Genomic DNA, 17,958 nt, shown 5'->3' with positions numbered 1-17,958 from the left:
CTGCGCCGCGGATCCATTGCCGTCTTCGGCGTTTGGCGCAGAGCTCACGCAGGATCACGCACACCATTTGCGGGATCCCGCATCCGGCAGGCGTAGCCTTGCAAGCCCTGGCTGACCGGCCACGCTAGGCTGTGCAAGTCAGAGGCGAATACGCCATGATGCGCCGACAAGGCATGCCCGATAACAATAAAGGCCCGGCACCGTGCAGCGTCCACAGATTCCTCCCGAGCAGATATTGCAGCACTTCCTTGGCGTTTCCCGCGCTCTGGCCGGGTTGCTGGATTTCCAATCGATGATCAATGCCGTGTCCCATGAGGTGCGCTACGTCTTGCCGCACGACCATATCGACGTGAGCCTGCTGCAACTGGATGGAGAAAGCCACCTGCATGCCTACGAAACTGGCGTCATTACGGCCTGGGGCACCTTCGTCGACCACCCCTTGCCAACTTCCCTGAGCCCGATTCGCACGGTCCTCGATGGCAGCGAGCCGTTCATCCTCACTGATAATGCCATGACCGATGAACGCTTCCAGTTTCCGGGCGCCTTCAACCAACCGATCTTCGACGCACGCCTGCGCAGCCGCCTGCATGTGCCGCTGCGCGCCTGCGGCCAGATCATCGGCGCCCTGAGCTGCTCCAAGCACAGCGCCTGCTTCTATACCCTGGACGACGTGCAATATACCCAACACGTGGCCGACCTCTTGGCTTCCTACCTGTACGCGCTGCGCCAGACTGACCAGGCCAAGAAGCTGGCGATCGCCAAGGAGCGCATCATTGCCCGGGAGGAGGGCCTGCGCCTGGGTGCCCTGCGCCTGACCGAGGAGCTGGAGAACGAGCGACAGCGCATTGGCATGGACTTGCATGACCAGACCCTTGCCGACATGACCCGCCTGCACCGTCGCCTGGCGCGGCTGCAAACCAGCGACGCTGCCCTGGCCGCGGAACTGGCCCTGATCACCGAGGCCCTGCATGACAGCATGCGCGAGCTGCGCCTGATCATCGACGCGGTCAAGCCCACGGTACTGCAGCTGTTCGGCTTCGAGGAAGGGTTGGAAGACCTCCTGTTGCGTAGCGTGCGCAACAGCGGTTTGCCCATCGAGACCCACCTCTATGACCACACCGACGGCCAGGCCAACCGTTTGGCCGAGCCGCAGAAGGTCGCGCTCTTCCGGATCATTCAGGAAGCGGTGAACAACGCCATTACCCATGCCTGCCCTTCGACCATTTCCGTGATGATCCATGGCACCCATGAGCACCTGGAGCTGACAGTGCTCGATGACGGCCTTGGCCTGGGGGTTAACGACCTGCTCAAGACCGGAGGCCTGCGCAACATGCAGATCCGCGCGCGCCTGTTGGGTGCCAATGTACAGATCGACCGAGGCCCGGACGACAAGGGCACCCGAGTGAGAATCCGCATGCCGCTGGGCACCGCACGCCTGGAGCAACCATGAACGTTCTGCTGGTCGAAGACGATCCGGTTCACCGGGCCTTTCTGCGCGAGGTCATCGAAGCTGCATTGCCCGAATGCGGCCGACTGCTGGAGGGCCAGGACGGCCTCGAAGGTGTGCACCTTGCCCATGCGCATCAGGTGGGTGCCGTGGTCATGGACCTGCAGATGCCACAGCGCACTGGGGTGGAGGCTGCCAAGACCATCTGGAAGGAGCGCCCCGACACCTCCATTCTGTTCTGGTCCAACTACGCGGACGAAGCCTATGTGCGCGGCATTGCCCGTATCGTGCCGCCGGGCGCGGCCTATGGCTACATTCTCAAGACGGCGTCCGAAGAACGCCTGCGGCTTGCCTTGAGAAGCCTGTTCATCGAGCAACAGTGCGTGATCGACCGCGAGGTTCGCGGGGTGCAGCAAAAAACCCAGGACCAGCGCAACGGGCTTACCGACAATGAATATGAAGTGCTGCAGGACATCGCCCTGGGCCTGACCGACCGGGCCATCGCCAGCCGTCGAAACCTCTCCTTGCGCACCGTGCAGAACCGGCTGCAACAGCTTTACGAAAAGCTCGGGATCTACCAGCCAGGCCAAACCGGGGATGGCACCGCTGCGTTCAACTTGCGCGCCCGCGCGGTCAACATCGCCCTGCTGCGCAAAATGCTCAACCCCACCGCGCTGGAGCAAGCCGAAGCCGAGCTTCAAGCGTGGCTGAAAAACCCCATGAGCGGTTACTTCGATAGCTTGGCATGAACTCAGCGCCCCACAGGCCAAGACGTTGACTGCAGAGCTGAACATCGACCTGGCCACCAACCTTCGTTCGATCAGCCAGGGGTGAAGTCTGACCGCTGACGCGGTGTGTAGGCGCGCCTCCAGACCGGCATGCCATGGTCCAGGCGCTCGGCCAGACGCGCCCGAGCCTTCAGGCGCAACCCCTTACGCTGTGAAACCGCCATCGACCATCAACTCGGCGCCGCTGACGAAACCCGCCTCGGGGCTGGCGAGGTAGGCGACCGCGCTGGCCACGTCACTGCCTTGGCCGTACCGGCCAAGGGCGATGTTCGGACGGACGAAGTCTGCCACCGGGCCGTCGGCGGGGTTCATGTCACTGTCGGTGGGCCCGGGATGCACCACGTTGACGGTGATGCCGCGCGGTCCCAGGTCGCGGACCAGGCCCCGGCTGAAGCCGGTCAGGGCGCCCTTGGTCAGGGTGTAGGCCGAAGCGGTCGCGAACGCGGCGTACCGCACCATCGAGCTGCCGATATGAATGATGCGACCGCCCTGCCCCATGTGCCGCAAGGCTGCCTGGGTGGCCACGAATACCCCGGTGACATTGACCGCCAGGATCCTTTGAAAGTCTTCGAAGGCAATGTCTTCAGGCGCGCCCAGTACGCTGATGCCCGCATTGTTCACCAGAATGTCGATCTGGCCATAGCGCTGGGCAATGCCGTCGATAGCCTCGCGTACGGCCTGCGGGGCACCGGCGTCGGCGGCCAACGAGACAGCCTGGCCACCCGCCTCGATGATCTGCCGCACCACCGCGTCGGCGCGGTCACGCGAGGCGTTATAGGTAATGGCCACGGTCGCGCCGTCCGCGGCCAGGCGCTTGGCGATGGCTGCGCCGATGCTGCGTGAACCACCGGTAACGATAGCGACTTTGCCGGCGAGCGGAGGATTGGAGATGTTCATCGTTTTAGCCTCTGGTATGTGTGGGTTGATGAGGCTATGAAACGCTTTTCGGTCTTTCTCCAATAGAGGGTAATCGCTAGAATCAGTTTCAAGTATCACTTGAAGGTAGACACATGGAAACCTTGGGTAACCTGTTGTCGTTCGTACGCAGCGCCGAGGCTGGGAGCTTTTCCGCGGCGGCACGGCGACTTGGCCTCACTCCGGCCGCGGTGAGCCGTAACGTTGCTCAGCTGGAAGCGAACCTAGGGGTTCGTCTGTTTCACCGCAGTACACGCAAGCTGACCCTGACCGAGGCCGGCGAGCGGTTTCTTGGGAACGTGGGTGCCGGACTGGACGCCGTGCAGGCGGCAATCGAACATATGGCCAGCCATGCGGACGAGCCCTCTGGCGTTCTACGGCTTACGGCCGCGCCCGGCTTCGGTCGCGACTTCCTGTTGCCGCTCATGCCCGAATTTCTTGAGCGATACCCTAAGGTCATCCCGGAATGGACGTTCGAGAATCGCCAGGTGGACCTGGTGGCGGAGGGTTACGACGCCGCCGTCGGTGGCGGTATCGAGCTGGCTCAGGGCCTTGTGGCCCGAAGCATCGCCCCCGCTCACCAAGTGCTGGTGGCATCGCCAGACTATCTTTCGAAACAGGGCCGCATCCGGGACCTGGAGGCGTTGGCCAAGCGGGATCATCTGGCCATGCGCTCCGTGCAGACAGGCAAGGTGCGTAGCTGGATGCTTCAAGGTCCGCATGGCCAGCAAAGCCCTTTGCAGTTTACTCCCCGCTTGCTGGCCAACGATCCCCAGGCCTTGTGCCAATGCGCCCGCCTGGGCTTGGGCATCGCCCTGCTGGCCGTGCCGGATGTGATGCCGTACTTGCAAGACGGCAGCCTGGAGCGGGTACTGCCTGGGTGGTACGTGGACGCCGGACAGATCTACCTTTACTTCTCCAGCCAGAAACTGTTGCCCGCCAAGACCAGGGCCTTCGTGGATTTCGTGGTGGCCCGGGCGCGCAGCGCTGACTGGGCGATGGGCCTGAATGCGCGACGCAGTCATTGAGACCATTCAAAGACAGAGGGTGAGGTGAAAGAACAGCGACAAGCGGACTACGCAAAGGCGCAGCTTTGCCGATACGGTAATAGCAAACTGCCGCCTATTCCCTGACCTTGAAGCCTGAACATGAACGCTCACTCCGACGCCGTAGACCTGCGAGCGCTTCTGGACTCGATCCAGGAATTCATCGTGGTCAAGGACGGCCAAGGCCGCTGGCTGTTTTGTAATGAAACGGCTTTGCAAGCCTACGGCTTGGGCGGCTTTGACTATGTAGGAATTACCGACGAAGCACTGACAGCGATTCAGCCTGCCTACGCCGATGGGTTCCGCCGAAACGTGGAAACCGACGAGCTTGCGTGGAGTAATGCCCGCCCCACCCTGATCGAGAAATCCTTCATGGGCGCGGATGGACGGGTCAACACCTGGGAAGTGGTCAAAACTCCACATTTCGACAGCGAGGGGAACCGCCAGCGGCTGGTTATCGTCAGCCGGAACATCACTGAGCGCAAGCTTGCGCAAGAAGCGCTCAAGGCCAGCGAAGACCGCCTACGACAGCTTGCCTTCATTGACTCGCTGACCGGCATACCCAACAGGCGCGGGATACTGGATCTGGTTTCCCTGCAGCTATCGACCTTGAACACTGCCAACCCGCCCGAGTCAGGTCGAGCCTTGCTTTATCTGGACCTGGATGACTTCAAGCGCATCAACGACCGGCACGGTCATGAGGTCGGCGATGAGCTGCTCGTCGCCTTCGCCCAAAGAACGCGTCATGCCCTGCGCGACACTGACCTCTTCGGCCGCATCGGCGGGGATGAATTCGTGATATTCCTGGGCTGCGACGAGCGCGCCCAGGCGGTGCGGCTCGCGACGCGCCTCTGCGAGGCGCTACAGCAACCCTGGCCGATCAAAGGCCAGCGGATCAAAACCTCCTCTTCCATCGGCCTGGCCTTCTATCCTGAAGGCGGGCGAGATATCCATACTTTGATGCGCCGGGCCGATGAAGCGCTCTACCAGGCGAAAAGCGGCGGGCGTTCCCAGGTCAAGGTGTACGTTCCGATGGGTTCGGCATCCACGCCTTGATCAACGCTTGGCTCGCTGCGTCGGATCAGGCCGATCGCAGCGCGCCGAAGTCACCCGCTGGACCGTCGGCCACAGGCTCTAGAAGCTATAGGTAAAGCCTGTTTGCACCGTGCGAGGCGCGCCGGGATAGGCATACCAGTTAAAGGCGCCCTCTTCGTACTCTTCATCGAAGAGGTTACGCACGTCCAGGTTGACCCGCAGCTTGGGGGTGACCTGATAGAAGGTGAGCAGGTCCGCCACTGTGTAGCTGGCCATCTCATAGGTGCTGTTGGCGGTCAGCCCGGCCCGCTCGCTCACATGACGAACCCCCATGCCCAAGCCAAGGCCCTTCAGGCGCCCATCCTGGAACTCGTACACGTTGAGCAGATTGAAGCTGCGCTGGGGGATGTTGGCCAGACGCGTGCCGGTGGCCAGCGAGGTGTCCTTGGTGACCTCGGCGTCCACGTAGGCGTAGCTGCCCATTACGCGCCACTGGGGCGTGATGTTGCCCGAAAGGTTCAAGTCGAAGCCGCGGCTGCGCACGGTCCCGGCGGCCACGCTGAAGTTGGAGTCGGCCGGATCCAGCGCCAGGACGTTGTCCTTGATGGTGTGGAAGATGGCCGCGTCGATGGCGAGCTGATCGTCCAGGGCCTTCCATTTCACACCTAGCTCGTAGGACTTGCCCTCTTCGGCATCGAAGCCCGCGCCCGTGCTGGAGCGCCCCATGTTGGGCTTGAAGGATTCGGAATAGCTGCCATAGAGCGCAACGTCAGGGGTAAGGTCGTAGACCAGGCCATAGCGTGGGGTGACCGCGCTTTCGTCTTTGTGCCAGTCCTTGCCAATCTTGTTGTCATAGTCATGCTGGTCACGCTCGAGGCGCACGCCCACCAGCAGCTTGAGCCGTTCAGTGAGGGCGACCTGGTCTTGCAGGAAGGCAGCGGCAGTCTTGAGCTGTTCATGGTCGTAGGTGGTGACGCGGGTCAGTGCTGGGCGCGCCTGGCCCAGCACGGGGTCGAGTATGTCGATCGGGTAGGCACCCGTACCGGTGGCCGAGCGCAGGATGATCGACTCGTAGTCGTAGGCTTCGTACTCGACGCCCGTCAGCAGGGTATGCTCCAGCCCGCCGGCGTAAAAGGTGCCGGAGAGGTTGAGCTGGGCATCGAGGTCGTTCCACTCCAGCTTGCGCCAGTTGAGGTTGCGCCCCAGCGTGCGGCCATCGGCCTGCAGGCCATTGGCCTCCACGGCATTGCCGCGCAAGCTACCGTCCAGCCATTGCAGGCCACCGGCAAGCTGCCAGGTATCGTTGAGCAGGTGCTCGAAACGCAGCTGGCTGACGTTGTTGTCGTTGTGCAGCAGGTTGGTGGAGCCTTTTTCCCAGATATAGGTATCCCGGCTGCCGGTGCCGACCTGGTTCAGGTAGCGGGTATTGCCGCGATCCAGCGGGTGGTTATTGCGCATGTAATCACCGTCGAAGGTGATACGGGTATCTTCGGTGGCCTGCCAGGTCAGCACCGGCGCAACGTCGTAGCGCTCGGTTTCCACGTGGTCACGGAAGCTGTCGCCGCCCTCCCCCAGCAGGTTCAGCCGGTAGGTGAGCGTGCCGCTGTCGTCCAACGCACCGGTGGTGTCCAGGGTGCCGCGGTACATGCCTTGATCGTCGAACTGCCCGCCGATGGTGGTCTTGCGCTCAGCCTGGGGCTGCTTGCTCACAACGTTGAAGGTACCGCCTGGGTCGCCGCGACCATAGAGGGTAGCCGCCGGGCCACGCAGAATATCGATGCGCTCGATGGTGTTGGCGTCCGGGGCGTTGGGGTAACCCCGGTTGACCGGGAAGCCATTGCGGTAGAACTCGCCGGAGGTGAAGCCGCGCACGGTGTAAGTGGTCAGGCCCTGCCCGCCGAAGTTGTTCGCCCGGCCCACGCCGCCGCCATAATCGAGCGCGTCCTGCAGGCGGTTGACATTGCTGTCTTCCAGCACCTTCGCGGTGATCACGGATACGGACTGCGGCGTCTCATGGAGCGGCGTGTCGGTCCGGGTCGCGCTGGACGAACGCTGTGCGCGGTAGCCTTGCGCGCCGTCGCCCTCCTGCCCCACGGTGCCCTGCGCTTCCACATAGAGCGTGGGGAGGTCGGTAGAGGGAACCTGGGCTGGGGTTTCAGCCCACGCAAGGGCGGGGAAGGTTTGTAGCACACACAAGGAAACGAAGGCGTAGCGCATCAAAGCGTATCTCGCGGCAGGTCTGGGGCCAAAGCGCCGCGATCATACATTCGATGAGAGTGAGTTGCATTCACTAAATTCAGGAAAGTTAACCTTGTGCCGCGGGAGTGGCTCCACGGTCGTCGATGTAGCCGTACCGGGATGGCTACGACTGAGCCAATCTACTGATCACTCCCCTTCCCGCTCCGCCACCAATTGATCGTTGAAGCTCGTGAAAAACTCGGCGTATCCCCCGTTGCGCTCGGCGAAGCGTAGCGGCTTGACCCGTTCAACCAATATCTCGTCCGCTTCAGGGGCATGCTTGAAGATGCTCATGACTTCTTCGATAAAGTCCTTCAACGGCATCGCACGAGGGTCATTGGCCTGCCGCTCGCCCATCAGCTCTGTCTGCACGTAGGGCGGGGCCAGTTCATGGACCTTTACAGGGGTGTCCTTGAGTTGATATCGCAGCGATTGACTGTAGGAATGCACCGCCGCCTTGGTTGCGCAGTAGCTGGGTGTGAGCGCCAGCGGCACGAAAGCCAGTCCGGAAGAGACGGTAACGATGGCGGCGTGGGGCTGCTTGAGGAAGTGAGGCAGTAACCATCCGTCCAGGCGAATCGGGCCCAACAGGTTGGTTGCAACCGTGGCTTCCAGCGCCGTGGCACCCTGGCGCAGGGACTCCGCTCGCATGATACCCGCGCAGTGGATCACCACGTTCAACCCAGGATAGCTGGCAATCAGTTGCTGGGCCACACGCTCGGTGTCCGCCGGGTCGCTGATATCGAGCACGGTGTACCGCAGGCCGGGATTCGCCTTGGCGACTTGCCGCAGGGCTGACTCGCGCCGCCCAGCGATGATCACTTCATTGCCCAAAGCCAGGAAGGCCTTGGCCAACTCACGACCAATGCCGCTGCCGCCACCGGTTACCAGGATGGTATTGCCTGTTGTGCGCATGACTCATTCCTCTCTGATGGAAACTCAAGACGCTTTGCCTCAAGCAAGCGGGGGTACCATAGATTTCCCGGGCGCGGACGGGAAGTACGCACCCAAAAGTGCCGTAGTTACCGCGAGGAAACCAAGCTTTATGAACGCTCCGACGTCCCCTGCTTCCCGGCCGCCGAAATGGCCCCATGGCAACGAAAAATACGACCCGCAACTCGATCAGCTGGTGAAGGAGATCATCGGGCGCATCGCGGACAAATGGACGATGCTGGTGATCGAAGCGCTGGCCGAACAGGGCTGTTTGCGCTTCACTCAGTTGGCAGCCGAGCTCGGGGATGTGAGCCAGAAAATGCTGACCAAGACGGTACGCCAGATGGAAGCGGATGGGTTACTTGTACGCACGGTGTACCCCGTGGTGCCGCCGAAAGTGGAGTACCGGCTGACGGAGATGGGCATGAGCCTGGCCGAGGCGTTTTGCAATGTGTGGCTATGGGCCGAGCGACACCGGGAAGCCATCGAGGCCTCCCGTGAGGCCTATCAAGCGAGAACTCGGGATGGCGCGGTGCGGTAGTAAGCCTGATGGCTGCCCGCCTCGTTCTACGGCTGTCCTTCACCACAGTAGCGCGCATAACCTTCGCGCTCGGCCAACCGCTGCAGGTACGCTTCTACCGCAGGGAGCGCCGGGTGCTCGAAAGGTGTCTGGAACCAGCGGTTCACCGAGAGGCCGATGGCGATATCCGCCAGGGTGAAGTCCGCGCCACAAACGTAGGCGCCGGTGCGCGCAAGCTGCCCGTCCAGGACGGCCATGGTCGCCGCCCAGCGAGCCTCGCCCTCCCGCAATAGGTCAGGGTCTTGGAAGCCCGGGTTCTTTCGCACCCGCGAATGAAAGACATAACTCCAGGAAGGATTGAGTTCAGCCGCTTGCCAGTCGAGCCATTGATCCACCCTGGCCCTGGCTTCGGCGGGCTGTGGATAGAGCAGGGACGCGCCCTGGCTGTTGGCGAGATAACGGATGATGCTGTTGGACTCCCAGAGCACGAAGTCGCCTTCGACAAGCACGGGAATCTGGGCATTGGGGTTCAGCGCCAGAAACTGGGGGCTCTTTGGAGATCTGTAGCCCAAGCCCCAGTCCGGGTCATGCTCGAACGGTAGGTCAAGCTCCATACAAGCCCAGAGGACCTTTCGCACATTGATGGACGACGTTCGCCCGAGCAGCTTACGCATGGCTTTCCCTTCCTGGGGAGGTTCGAGGCTTGAGCGTATCACTGATCAACCTTTTTCGGCTCCAAGACGCTGTGTATGGTCACCTCAGGTTGATGCTGCCCGCCGCTCGCTCCGAAAGGAAAGGTGAAAGCATTTCTAGGCTCCATTCCCCTTTTGCATCTCTTCAGTGTCGGGGCTTGGCAATGCGAGCACCAAAACGCTTCGACTACCGGAGGATGGATGCTTTCGATAGAACAGGCCAAGCAAATGGCCAAGCGCTTGCGCGCCTCGCTGGCGTCGCGCAATCAAGTGGTGAGCCACTCGGCGGCCCTGGAACCGGTGACGCAGCAGCTTGGATACAACGATTGGAATACTGCCTCGGCGGCGCTTTCTCAAGTCGAGACTGCGCCGGCGATCCATTTTGAAAAGGGCATTCCCATATTGCGGATGTTCGATGAGGCCAAGGCCCGGGAGTTCTATCTGGACTTTCTCGGTTTCACGACGCAGTGCCTAGTACGCGCCCCAAGATTTCCATCGAACCATTGACCGCGCTTCATCTTGACGGCATTACCGCGCTGTACCGGGACCCGACGGTATGCCGTCAGGTACTGCAGATGCCCTATCAGTCGGTCGACGTCTGGCGAAAGCGTCTGGAGATGAGCACGGACCGGCGCATTCCCCTGGTCGCCGTGCATGAAGGCCAAGTGATCGGGAATATCAGCCTTGAGCAGTACACCCGTATTCGCCAGAGCCATGTAGGCACGATCGGCATGGGCGTGGCATCGACCTGGCAGGGCAAGGGTGTCGGTTCGCGGCTGATGCAAGCGGCCCTGGCGGTAGCCGATGACTGGATGAACCTGCGCCGGGTGGAACTGACGGTATTCGCCGATAACGAGGCCGCGCTGAAGCTCTATGCGAAGTTTGGTTTCGAGCGGGAGGGCCTGCTGCGGGATTATGCCGTGCGTGATGGCGCCTATGTCGACGCGCTCACGATGGCGCGGCTGCGGCGATAGCGGCAGCGCCCGAACGGCAGCCACAATGTGGCCGCCGTTTGGCAAAAGCCCTTGCCACAGGCCTAGGCGGGCGCCGTTCCTTTTGCTCGATCCGCTTGGCTGATGCCGCCGTATCCCCAATCCGAGGCAGGAACCTCGTTCACCACGATATAACTCGCCGGATGCAGGCCCGGCAGAGCGCTGCGCAGCACAGCCATGGCCTTGGAAAGGAAGTCGCGTTTCTGCTCGGAGGAATTGGTGCCGGCGGTCACCCAGACTTCCAGATGGGCCGCCATCGATTGCTCCCTATTGCCGACCGCCCAGCGCAGGCGGCCGGGTACCTCGATGAGCACGGAGGTCAGGTCATGCCGTTTTGCGAGGGCTTCGGCGATCAGCGTTGTAAGCGCTTCGCACAGATTCGCTTCGGTACCGGGAAGAAGAGCGTGAGACAAGGTCACTCGAGCGAAGGGCATGGCGATCTCCTGATGAAGGTTGAAGGCCAGAGCATATTTGAGTGACGCAGAACTATAGTGCAGTTCTACAATGATCAGACTTGAGCGCTTCTCATGCTTCCCGACTTGCCGTCCCCTTTGCTTCGCACCTTCCTTGCCGTCGTCGATGGCGGCTCGCTCGCTGCAGCCGCCAACCGCATCGCTCGCAGCGAGTCCGCAGCCAGCCTGCAAATAGCACGCCTGGAGCGCTTGGTAGGCCAGGCGTTGTTCGACCGGGACGGCCGGGCCCTTCGGCTGAATCCGGCGGGTGGGGTACTGCTGGCCCACGCACGTGCCATCCTTGGCCGGATCGACGCGGCCCGCGCTGAACTGGCTCCGGATCAGGCGCTGCCGGTGCGGATAGGCGTAGTTCAGGATTTCGTGGCGGGGGTGCTGCGCCCTACCCTCGCCGACATCAAGGCAGCAACACCGAATGCGGCCTTTTCCATGATGATCGGCAGTACCACCGAGCTACTCCAGGCACTGGGCGAAGATCGCATCGACACGGCCTTATGCGCGGGGGAGCCTTTCGGCGGCCGGGTCGTGGCCCGCTTGCCTATGCAGTGGTTCGGCGACGCGGGGCTAGCCGAAGCGGACGTGGTGCCGCTGATAGGCATCACCCCGCCCTGCCCCTTCCTGCTCGCCGCGCAAAGGGTGCTTGATGCCGCGGGGCGACCATGGCGCCTGGCACTTACGACTCCAAGCCTGGAGGGCGTGCGCGCCGCGGTAGAGGCTGGCTTGGGTCTTAGCTGCCGTACCGAAGCCGGCTTGGGGCTGCCGCCGCTGGCGTCGGCCTCGCTGCCAGCGTTGCCGGACATCGCTTACTCCCTGGTCGAGCGGCGACATGGCCATGTGGCGAGCCGGCTGCCCTTCGAGCGAATGGCAGCCCATCTGACAGCGCTGCTGGCCCCTCGCTGATATCCGGTTGCCCAGCTTTACTTCAGTCGCCCCAAACGTGCCGTCAGCAGGTCGAAGAAGCCCTGTGCATCGCCGTTCTCAACCCAGAAGACATTCGGTTTCTGCTTCAGGGTACCGTACCAGTCGGCCACCGTCTGGCCAAAGCCGAGCCCCTCACGGCTGTCGATCGCCAGGTTGATCTCCCGGCCGGAGAACAGCTCCGGCTTGAGCAACCAGGCGATCACGCTGGCGTCATGCACCGGGCCGCCGGGCAGGCCATAGTGCTCCATGTCCAGCTTCACGTACTCGTTGAGAATGTCGCCCACCAGTTGGCCGGCGTTGTTGCCCAGGGCGGCGATCTGCTTGAGGCGGGCTTCGCTGGTCAGGATCTTGTGGGTCACATCCAGCGGCACATAGGTGAGCTTCACCCCGCTGGCCAGCACGATCTGCGCGGCATGCGGGTCGGCGTAGAGGTTGAATTCGGCTACCGGGGTGATATTGCCGCCGTTGAAGTGCGCGCCGCCCATGACCACCACTTCCTTGATGCCTTGGGTGATTTCCGGCGCCTGGGTCAGGGCCAGGGCCAGGTTGGTCTGCGGCCCGAGCATGGCGATGGTCACGCTGTGGGGCTTGGCCTGAGTCAGGGTGCGAATCAGGTAGTCCACCGCGTTGCCGGGCGCCAGGCCCTTGGCCGGCTCATGCACAGGCACGCCCGGCAGCCCTTCCTGACCATGCACGTTCTCGGCGTAGATGGGCGTGCGCACCAATGGCCGGGGAGCACCGGCATAGACCGGCACCTCTTCCCGCCCGGCCCATTCGCGCGCCAGGCGAGCGTTGCGCGAGGTCTTGTCCAGCCGCACGTTGCCCGCCACCGTGGTAATGGCCATGACATTCAGTTCTTCGGGCGAAGCCAGGGCCAGCAGCAGCGCTACTACATCATCGGCGCCGGGATCGGTATCGATGATCAGGTCACGTTTTTCCGCGGCCTGCACAGCCGAAATGGTCGAGATGGCCACGAGCAGCGCGCCTCCGATCAGGTATCTGGATAGTCCTTTGAACATCCATGTAGCTCCTTTCGTCAGTTAAAAGACCACGCCGGCCACCAGCGCCACATTGCTATAGGGCTGGCATTCGCCGGTGCGGACGATCGCCTTGGCCGTGCGGCTCAAGGCCTTGAGCGCCTCATGGCTGACCCAGCGTTGTTCACCCAGCTGATTGTCCAGGTTCAGGCTTTCAAGCACCTGCAGAGCCGGCGGCTTGACGTTGATCATTTCATTGGCCAGCACATGGCTTTCCACCTGCATTTCGCTGAGGACCACATCCAGCACGCTGACAAAGTCCGGCACGCCGCGGGTCAGCGCCAGGTCGATCAGCTGCACGCCCGGCGGTACGGGCATACCGGCGTCCACGATCATCAGAATATCGCCGTGGCCCAGGGAGGCGACCACCTTGGACAGTTCGATGTTGAGCAGGGCTGTCTTTTTCATGCGCGGGAAAAATCCTTGACTTCGGCGTAGGTGGGAATCGACGGCTGGGCGCCGGCACGGGTCACGGAAAGAGCCGCCGCCGCCTGAGCGAAGCGCAGCGCATCCCCTTCGCTCTGGCCGGCTGCCAAGGCCGCGGCGAACCCGCCGACGAAGGTGTCCCCCGCCGCGGTGCTGTCCAGGGCGTTCACGCTCGGCGCAGGCCAATGCCCACCGCCCTTATCGCCGAGCTTGAATACGCCTCGCTCGCCAAGGGTGATCACCACGTTGCGCGCCCCGGCGTCGCGCAGTATGCGCGCGGCCTGCTCAGCGCTCTCAGGCGAGTTCACCGCGATACCCGTCAGCGCCTGGGCTTCGCTTTCGTTGGGCACCAGATAGTCGATCAGCGGATACCACTCGGCAGGCAGCGGCCCCACGGCCGGCGCCGGGTTGAGTATCACTGTCTTGCCAAGCTGACGGGCTCGGGTCAGGGCATGCTGTACCGTGGGCACGGGGACCTCAAGCTGACAGATGACGATCCGCGCCGAATCGAGCACAGCGTCGAACTGCTCCAGCAGCTCGGGGGTGAGCTGGCCATTAGCGCCCGCCACGATCAGGATCGCGTTCTGGCTCTGTTCGTCCACCACGATGGACGCCACGCCAGTGGACACATTGGAAAGGGTTGTCAGGGCCCGGCAATCGATGGCTTCAATCATCAGGCCCGCGCGCAGGCGCTCGCCATAGGCATCGTCACCCACGCACCCCACCATGGCAACGGACGCGCCCAGCCGGGCGGCCGCGACAGCCTGGTTGGCGCCCTTGCCACCGGGGACCGTCGTAAAGGTGTCGCCGGCCAGGGTTTCACCTGGGCGCGGCATTCGCTTGGCACGTATCACCAGATCCATGTTGAGGCTGCCGACAATCACGATGTCTGCCTGTTGGTTGTTCATGCGTCACTCCGGGTCGGCATCTTGAGGCCAGGGGCTGCGGTGGATTCCCGTACCACGACACTGGGGGTGACCAGTAGCCGGCGCACTTCAAGGGAATCGGGAGAGATGATGCGGCGCAGCAGCATTTCGGCCGCCGTTTCGCCCAGTTGCCGGATGGACTGCCCCACCGTGGTCAGCGCGGGATAGACATAACGGCTGATCTGAATATCGTCGAAGCCGACCACCGACAACTGACCAGGTACCGAGATGCCCCGCTCGGCCGCGGCACGTAGCACGGCGATGGCGATCACATCGTTGCCGGCGAAAATGGCGGTGGGCTTCATGCCCTCGAGCAGGTGGACGGCAGCCTGGTAGCCGGCCGGGCTGGTGAATTCACTGTTAACCATCCAACCGGGCTCAGGGTCGAGGCCTGCTTCACGCAAGGCCCGCCGATAGCCGGCCAGGCGCATGTCCGCCACAGGCGTCGCGGTCGGCCCGCTGATGCAGGCAATGCGTTCATGGCCGAGCTCCAGCAGGTGCCGGGTCGCCAGCCAGGCGCCCTGTTCGTGGTCGATACGTACCGTGTCAGCAGGGACGCTATCCAGTTCGCGGTCGACCACTACCAAGGGCGTACGCACTTCGGCCAGCCCTCCGGCGATGCCCACATCGCCATCCACTGAAGACACGATCAGGCCATCGACGCGCTTCTCCAGCAGCACGCGCAGGTAATTGCGCTGTTTCTCCGGGTTGTCGTCGGAATTGCAAAGAATCACGCAGAAGCCGTTGCGCTCGCAATGATCCTCGATTCCCCGGGCCAGCTCGGCGAAATACGGGTTGATGCCGTTGGGAATCAACATGCCAATGGTGCGGGTGCTGCGGGCCTTGAGCGACCTGGCCACGCCGCTGGGCACGTAGCCCAGCTGGGCGATGGCTGCCTCGACCTTCAGCCGCACCGGCTCGCTCACCGGCCGGCTTTTGTTCACCACATGGGACACGGTGGTATAGGAGATGCCAGCTAGTGCCGCCACATCTTTGATGGTTGCCATATCAGCCCTGCCGACGTGCCCGGTGGCTGCGGTAGGTATCCAGCACCACGGCAATCACGATCACGGCACCGGTGATGATCCGCTTGGTCGGCTCGCTGGCGCCGATCTGCGCCAATCCGGCGGCCAGCACGGAAATGATCAGCACGCCGAAGAAAGTGCTGATGATCGAACCACGTCCGCCCATCAAGCTGGTGCCACCGATCACCACCGCCGCGATCACTTGCAGCTCCAGGCCAGCGCCGGCGTTAGGGTCTGCCGCTTCCAACCGGGAAATCTGGAACAGCGCCGCTACACCGGCCAACAGGCCCATCAGCGAGAACACCAGGATCTTGTAGGGTTTGGGGTTGATGCCAGCCAGGCGCACGGCTTCTTCGTTGGTGCCGATGCCGATCAGGTAGCGCCCGAACACAGTGCGGGTGAGCACGGCCTGGGCAATGAAGATCACCAGCAAGGCGATCAGGAATGAGGGCGAAATGCCGAAGGCCAGCGGGTTGGACAGCCAGGCGAAGGCGTCGCCGATATAGGCGGTGCGCGAGTCGGTCATCTGGTAGGCCACGCCACGGGCCATTTCCAGCACACCCAGCGAGACGATGAACGAAGGAATGCGCCAGGCCACCGTAATCGAGCCGGTGATGGTGCCCGCCAGGGTGGCGCAACCGATGCCCAGCACCGCGGCGGGGAACACGCTCCAGCCCCAGCCAAGGATGGCCACGCTTACCGCCGAGGCTGCCAGCGCCAGTACCGAACCCACGGAAAGGTCGATGCCGCCGATGATCAGGATCAGCGTCATGCCCACCGCCAGCACCATCAGGTCCGGAATCTGGTTGGCCAGGGTGCTGAAGGTCTGATAGGAGAGGAAATGGTCGCTGAGGATGGAGAACAGCACGATCATTGCCAGGAGCGCGCCGGCCAGGCCAAGGTAGGTTCCCAGGCCAAAGTAGTTACCGCTGCGCCGGGCAGGGGTTTGCAGCGTTGCAGAGCTTATGTTTTTCATGGGGCAGTCCTGAGCGCTGGGTCATGAATGAGCGCGTCACGTTTCTGGTAGCCGGCGAAAGCGGCAGCGAGCAAGCGGTCCTGGGTCCAGTTGTCGCGGTCGAAGGTCTCGATCAGTCGCCCGGCGGAGAGCACACCGATGCGGTCGCAGATCAGCATCAGCTCACGCAGGTCGCTGGACACCACTACCAGCGCGCGGCCTTGGCGGGTGAGCTCGGCCAATAAGGCATAGATGTCGAACTTGGCGCCTACGTCGATACCCCGGGTGGGCTCGTCGAACAGCATCACCGGACAGTCGCGTTCCAGCCAGCGACCTATCACCACCTTCTGCTGGTTGCCGCCGGACAATTCAGACACCAACTGCGACGGCCCGGCGCTACGGATGCGCATGGCGTCGATCTGGCGCTGTGCCAGGGCGCGCTCGTCCTCGGCGCTGACCACTCCCCCACGGGAGATGTTGGCCATGTTCCCCAGTGCGATGTTCGCGCTGATGGATTGAGTCATCAACAGGCCTTCGCTCTTGCGGTCTTCGGTGATCAAGGCGATGCCATGCGCCACCGCGTCGGCGGGCGAGCGCAGCGCAACCGGGCGCAGCGGCCGGCCCACCTCGACGGTACCGCCGTCGGCACGGTCGGCGCCGTAGATCAGCCGCAGCAGTTCAGTGCGCCCTGCCCCGATCAGCCCGGAAATCCCATAGATTTCCCCGGCGCGCACGCTGAAGGACACGTCCTGCACCTTGCCTTTGCGGCTGAGCTTGTTCACGGCCAGCACCACGTCGCCGATCTGCCGCTGGCCCATGTCGATATGCTCACCCAGCTCGCGACCGACCATCAGGGTCACCAGCTGTTCGCTGTCGTAGCGGGAAATCGGTTCGGCACACACCAGCCGGCCGTCACGCAGCACGGCGATGCGCTGGGACACGCGAGCCAGCTCTTCCAGGCGATGGGAGATATAGATGATGGACACGCCCTCGGCCCGTAGGCGCTGGATCTGCTCGAAGAGCATTTCCACCTCGCGGGAGGTGAGCATGGCGGTGGGCTCGTCCAGGATCAGAACCCTGCAATCGCCGATCAGGTTACGGGCGATCTCCACCATCTGCTGGTGGCCGATGCCCAGGTCGCCGACCAGGGTGTCGGGGTCGATGGCGTCCAGGCCGACTTGCGCCATGGCCTTGATCGCCTCTTCGCGCAGACGCTTGCGGTCGATCCAGCCCGCCCGGCGCGGAAGGTTGTCCAGGAACAGGTTTTCCGCCACGGTCAGGGTAGGCAGCAGGTTCAGCTCCTGCATCACCATGCGCACGCCGAGCTTCTCGGCCTCGCCCCGGCTCTGCGGCGCATAAGGGCTGCCACTGAACACCATGGTGCCGGCGGTTGGCGTGACCAGGCCGCCGATGATTTTCGACAAGGTGCTCTTGCCGGCGCCGTTTTCGCCCGTCAGCGCGAGGACTTCCCCGCGCATCAGGTCAAGGGTGATACCGCCCAGCACGGGCTGAGCGTAGGTCTTGCCGATGTCGCTGATCGACAGGACCGGCGTCGTTGGGGACGCGGACATAGGGTTTCTCCCGACACCCGC

18 protein-coding genes and 1 pseudogene are annotated in these 17,958 nt (G+C 63.0%); 8 read left to right on the top strand and 11 right to left on the bottom strand.

What is annotated here, in order from left to right:
• Positions 1–202: 202 nt before the first annotated feature.
• Together ACP691_RS19560 and ACP691_RS19555 are read left to right on the top strand one after the other, a co-directional pair.
• Positions 203–1,450: a GAF domain-containing sensor histidine kinase gene (locus tag ACP691_RS19560; protein WP_426153379.1), complete on the top strand. Its 1,248-nt coding sequence runs from the start codon at positions 203–205 to the stop codon at positions 1,448–1,450.
• On the top strand, positions 1,447–2,196 hold the full coding sequence (locus ACP691_RS19555; RefSeq protein WP_426153377.1) for a response regulator transcription factor: 750 nt from the start codon (positions 1,447–1,449) through the stop codon (positions 2,194–2,196). The genes ACP691_RS19560 and ACP691_RS19555 overlap by 4 nt, the downstream gene beginning before the upstream one ends.
• Before the next feature lie 183 nt (positions 2,197–2,379).
• On the opposite strand, the gene ACP691_RS19550 is transcribed toward ACP691_RS19555, so the two are convergent.
• The gene (locus ACP691_RS19550; protein ID WP_426153375.1) at positions 2,380–3,132 is read right to left on the bottom strand and encodes a 3-oxoacyl-ACP reductase family protein; all 753 of its coding nucleotides are present in this window, start codon (positions 3,130–3,132) and stop codon (positions 2,380–2,382) included.
• A 113-nt stretch (positions 3,133–3,245) separates the two neighbouring features.
• Between ACP691_RS19550 and ACP691_RS19545 the strand changes: the two genes are divergently transcribed.
• Positions 3,246–4,178 carry a LysR family transcriptional regulator gene (locus tag ACP691_RS19545; protein ID WP_426153373.1) on the top strand — a complete coding sequence of 311 codons (933 nt, stop codon included), beginning with the start codon at positions 3,246–3,248 and terminating at the stop codon, positions 4,176–4,178.
• Between the two features lie 120 nt (positions 4,179–4,298).
• The gene (locus ACP691_RS19540; protein ID WP_426153371.1) at positions 4,299–5,252 is read left to right on the top strand and encodes a diguanylate cyclase domain-containing protein; all 954 of its coding nucleotides are present in this window, start codon (positions 4,299–4,301) and stop codon (positions 5,250–5,252) included.
• A gap of 78 nt (positions 5,253–5,330) precedes the next feature.
• Here ACP691_RS19540 and ACP691_RS19535 read toward each other — a convergent pair whose 3' ends face one another.
• Together ACP691_RS19535 and ACP691_RS19530 are read right to left on the bottom strand one after the other, a co-directional pair.
• Positions 5,331–7,448, bottom strand: coding sequence for a TonB-dependent siderophore receptor (locus ACP691_RS19535; protein WP_426153369.1), 2,118 nt, complete (start codon positions 7,446–7,448; stop codon positions 5,331–5,333).
• A gap of 168 nt (positions 7,449–7,616) precedes the next feature.
• Entirely contained in the window at positions 7,617–8,384 is a 768-nt protein-coding gene (locus tag ACP691_RS19530; protein ID WP_426153367.1) for an SDR family oxidoreductase, read from the bottom strand.
• A gap of 130 nt (positions 8,385–8,514) precedes the next feature.
• Between ACP691_RS19530 and ACP691_RS19525 the strand changes: the two genes are divergently transcribed.
• Entirely contained in the window at positions 8,515–8,943 is a 429-nt protein-coding gene (locus ACP691_RS19525) for a winged helix-turn-helix transcriptional regulator (RefSeq protein WP_426153365.1), read from the top strand.
• A gap of 26 nt (positions 8,944–8,969) precedes the next feature.
• Here the strand turns inward: ACP691_RS19525 and ACP691_RS19520 are convergent, their stop codons facing one another.
• The gene (locus tag ACP691_RS19520; RefSeq protein WP_426153363.1) at positions 8,970–9,596 is read right to left on the bottom strand and encodes a glutathione S-transferase family protein; all 627 of its coding nucleotides are present in this window, start codon (positions 9,594–9,596) and stop codon (positions 8,970–8,972) included.
• A gap of 219 nt (positions 9,597–9,815) precedes the next feature.
• On the opposite strand from ACP691_RS19520, the pseudogene ACP691_RS19515 reads away from it, so the two are divergent.
• Together ACP691_RS19515 and ACP691_RS19510 are read left to right on the top strand one after the other, a co-directional pair.
• Positions 9,816–10,082: pseudogene (locus ACP691_RS19515) on the top strand (glyoxalase superfamily protein); the annotation flags it as partial.
• Entirely contained in the window at positions 10,082–10,588 is a 507-nt protein-coding gene (locus ACP691_RS19510) for a GNAT family N-acetyltransferase (RefSeq protein WP_426153361.1), read from the top strand. The pseudogene ACP691_RS19515 and the gene ACP691_RS19510, both read left to right, overlap by 1 nt.
• A gap of 62 nt (positions 10,589–10,650) precedes the next feature.
• Here the strand turns inward: ACP691_RS19510 and ACP691_RS19505 are convergent, their stop codons facing one another.
• Positions 10,651–11,040 (bottom strand): tautomerase family protein, encoded by a 390-nt coding sequence (locus tag ACP691_RS19505; protein WP_426153359.1) that lies wholly within the window; start codon positions 11,038–11,040, stop codon positions 10,651–10,653.
• 93 nt (positions 11,041–11,133) lie between these two features.
• On the opposite strand from ACP691_RS19505, the gene ACP691_RS19500 reads away from it, so the two are divergent.
• Positions 11,134–11,976, top strand: a complete 843-nt coding sequence (locus tag ACP691_RS19500; RefSeq protein WP_426153357.1) for a LysR family transcriptional regulator — start codon at positions 11,134–11,136, stop codon at positions 11,974–11,976.
• 17 nt (positions 11,977–11,993) lie between these two features.
• Here ACP691_RS19500 and ACP691_RS19495 read toward each other — a convergent pair whose 3' ends face one another.
• From ACP691_RS19495 to ACP691_RS19470, 6 genes are read right to left on the bottom strand one after another with little or no spacing between them, the layout of a single operon-like run.
• Complete coding sequence (locus ACP691_RS19495) at positions 11,994–13,016, bottom strand: nucleoside hydrolase (protein ID WP_426153355.1); 1,023 nt, start codon at positions 13,014–13,016, stop codon at positions 11,994–11,996.
• Positions 13,017–13,037: 21 nt separating this feature from the next.
• Entirely contained in the window at positions 13,038–13,442 is a 405-nt protein-coding gene (gene rbsD / locus ACP691_RS19490) for a D-ribose pyranase (protein ID WP_426153353.1), read from the bottom strand.
• On the bottom strand, positions 13,439–14,368 hold the full coding sequence (gene rbsK / locus ACP691_RS19485; RefSeq protein WP_426153351.1) for a ribokinase: 930 nt from the start codon (positions 14,366–14,368) through the stop codon (positions 13,439–13,441). The genes rbsD and rbsK overlap by 4 nt, the downstream gene beginning before the upstream one ends.
• Positions 14,365–15,393 (bottom strand): LacI family DNA-binding transcriptional regulator, encoded by a 1,029-nt coding sequence (locus tag ACP691_RS19480; RefSeq protein WP_426153349.1) that lies wholly within the window; start codon positions 15,391–15,393, stop codon positions 14,365–14,367. The genes rbsK and ACP691_RS19480 overlap by 4 nt, the downstream gene beginning before the upstream one ends.
• Before the next feature lies 1 nt (position 15,394).
• Positions 15,395–16,387: an ABC transporter permease gene (locus tag ACP691_RS19475; protein ID WP_426153347.1), complete on the bottom strand. Its 993-nt coding sequence runs from the start codon at positions 16,385–16,387 to the stop codon at positions 15,395–15,397.
• Complete coding sequence (locus ACP691_RS19470) at positions 16,384–17,937, bottom strand: sugar ABC transporter ATP-binding protein (RefSeq protein ID WP_426153345.1); 1,554 nt, start codon at positions 17,935–17,937, stop codon at positions 16,384–16,386. The genes ACP691_RS19475 and ACP691_RS19470 overlap by 4 nt, the downstream gene beginning before the upstream one ends.
• Positions 17,938–17,958: the final 21 nt, after the last annotated feature.

The sequence above is a fragment of the Pseudomonas sp. DC3200b2 genome, from assembly GCF_049895785.1.
Taxonomy (GTDB): Bacteria; Pseudomonadota; Gammaproteobacteria; order Pseudomonadales; family Pseudomonadaceae; genus Aquipseudomonas; species Aquipseudomonas massiliensis.
The sequence above is the reverse complement of the archived record's forward strand: the minus strand, read 5'-3'. Positions and strand labels throughout refer to the sequence as shown.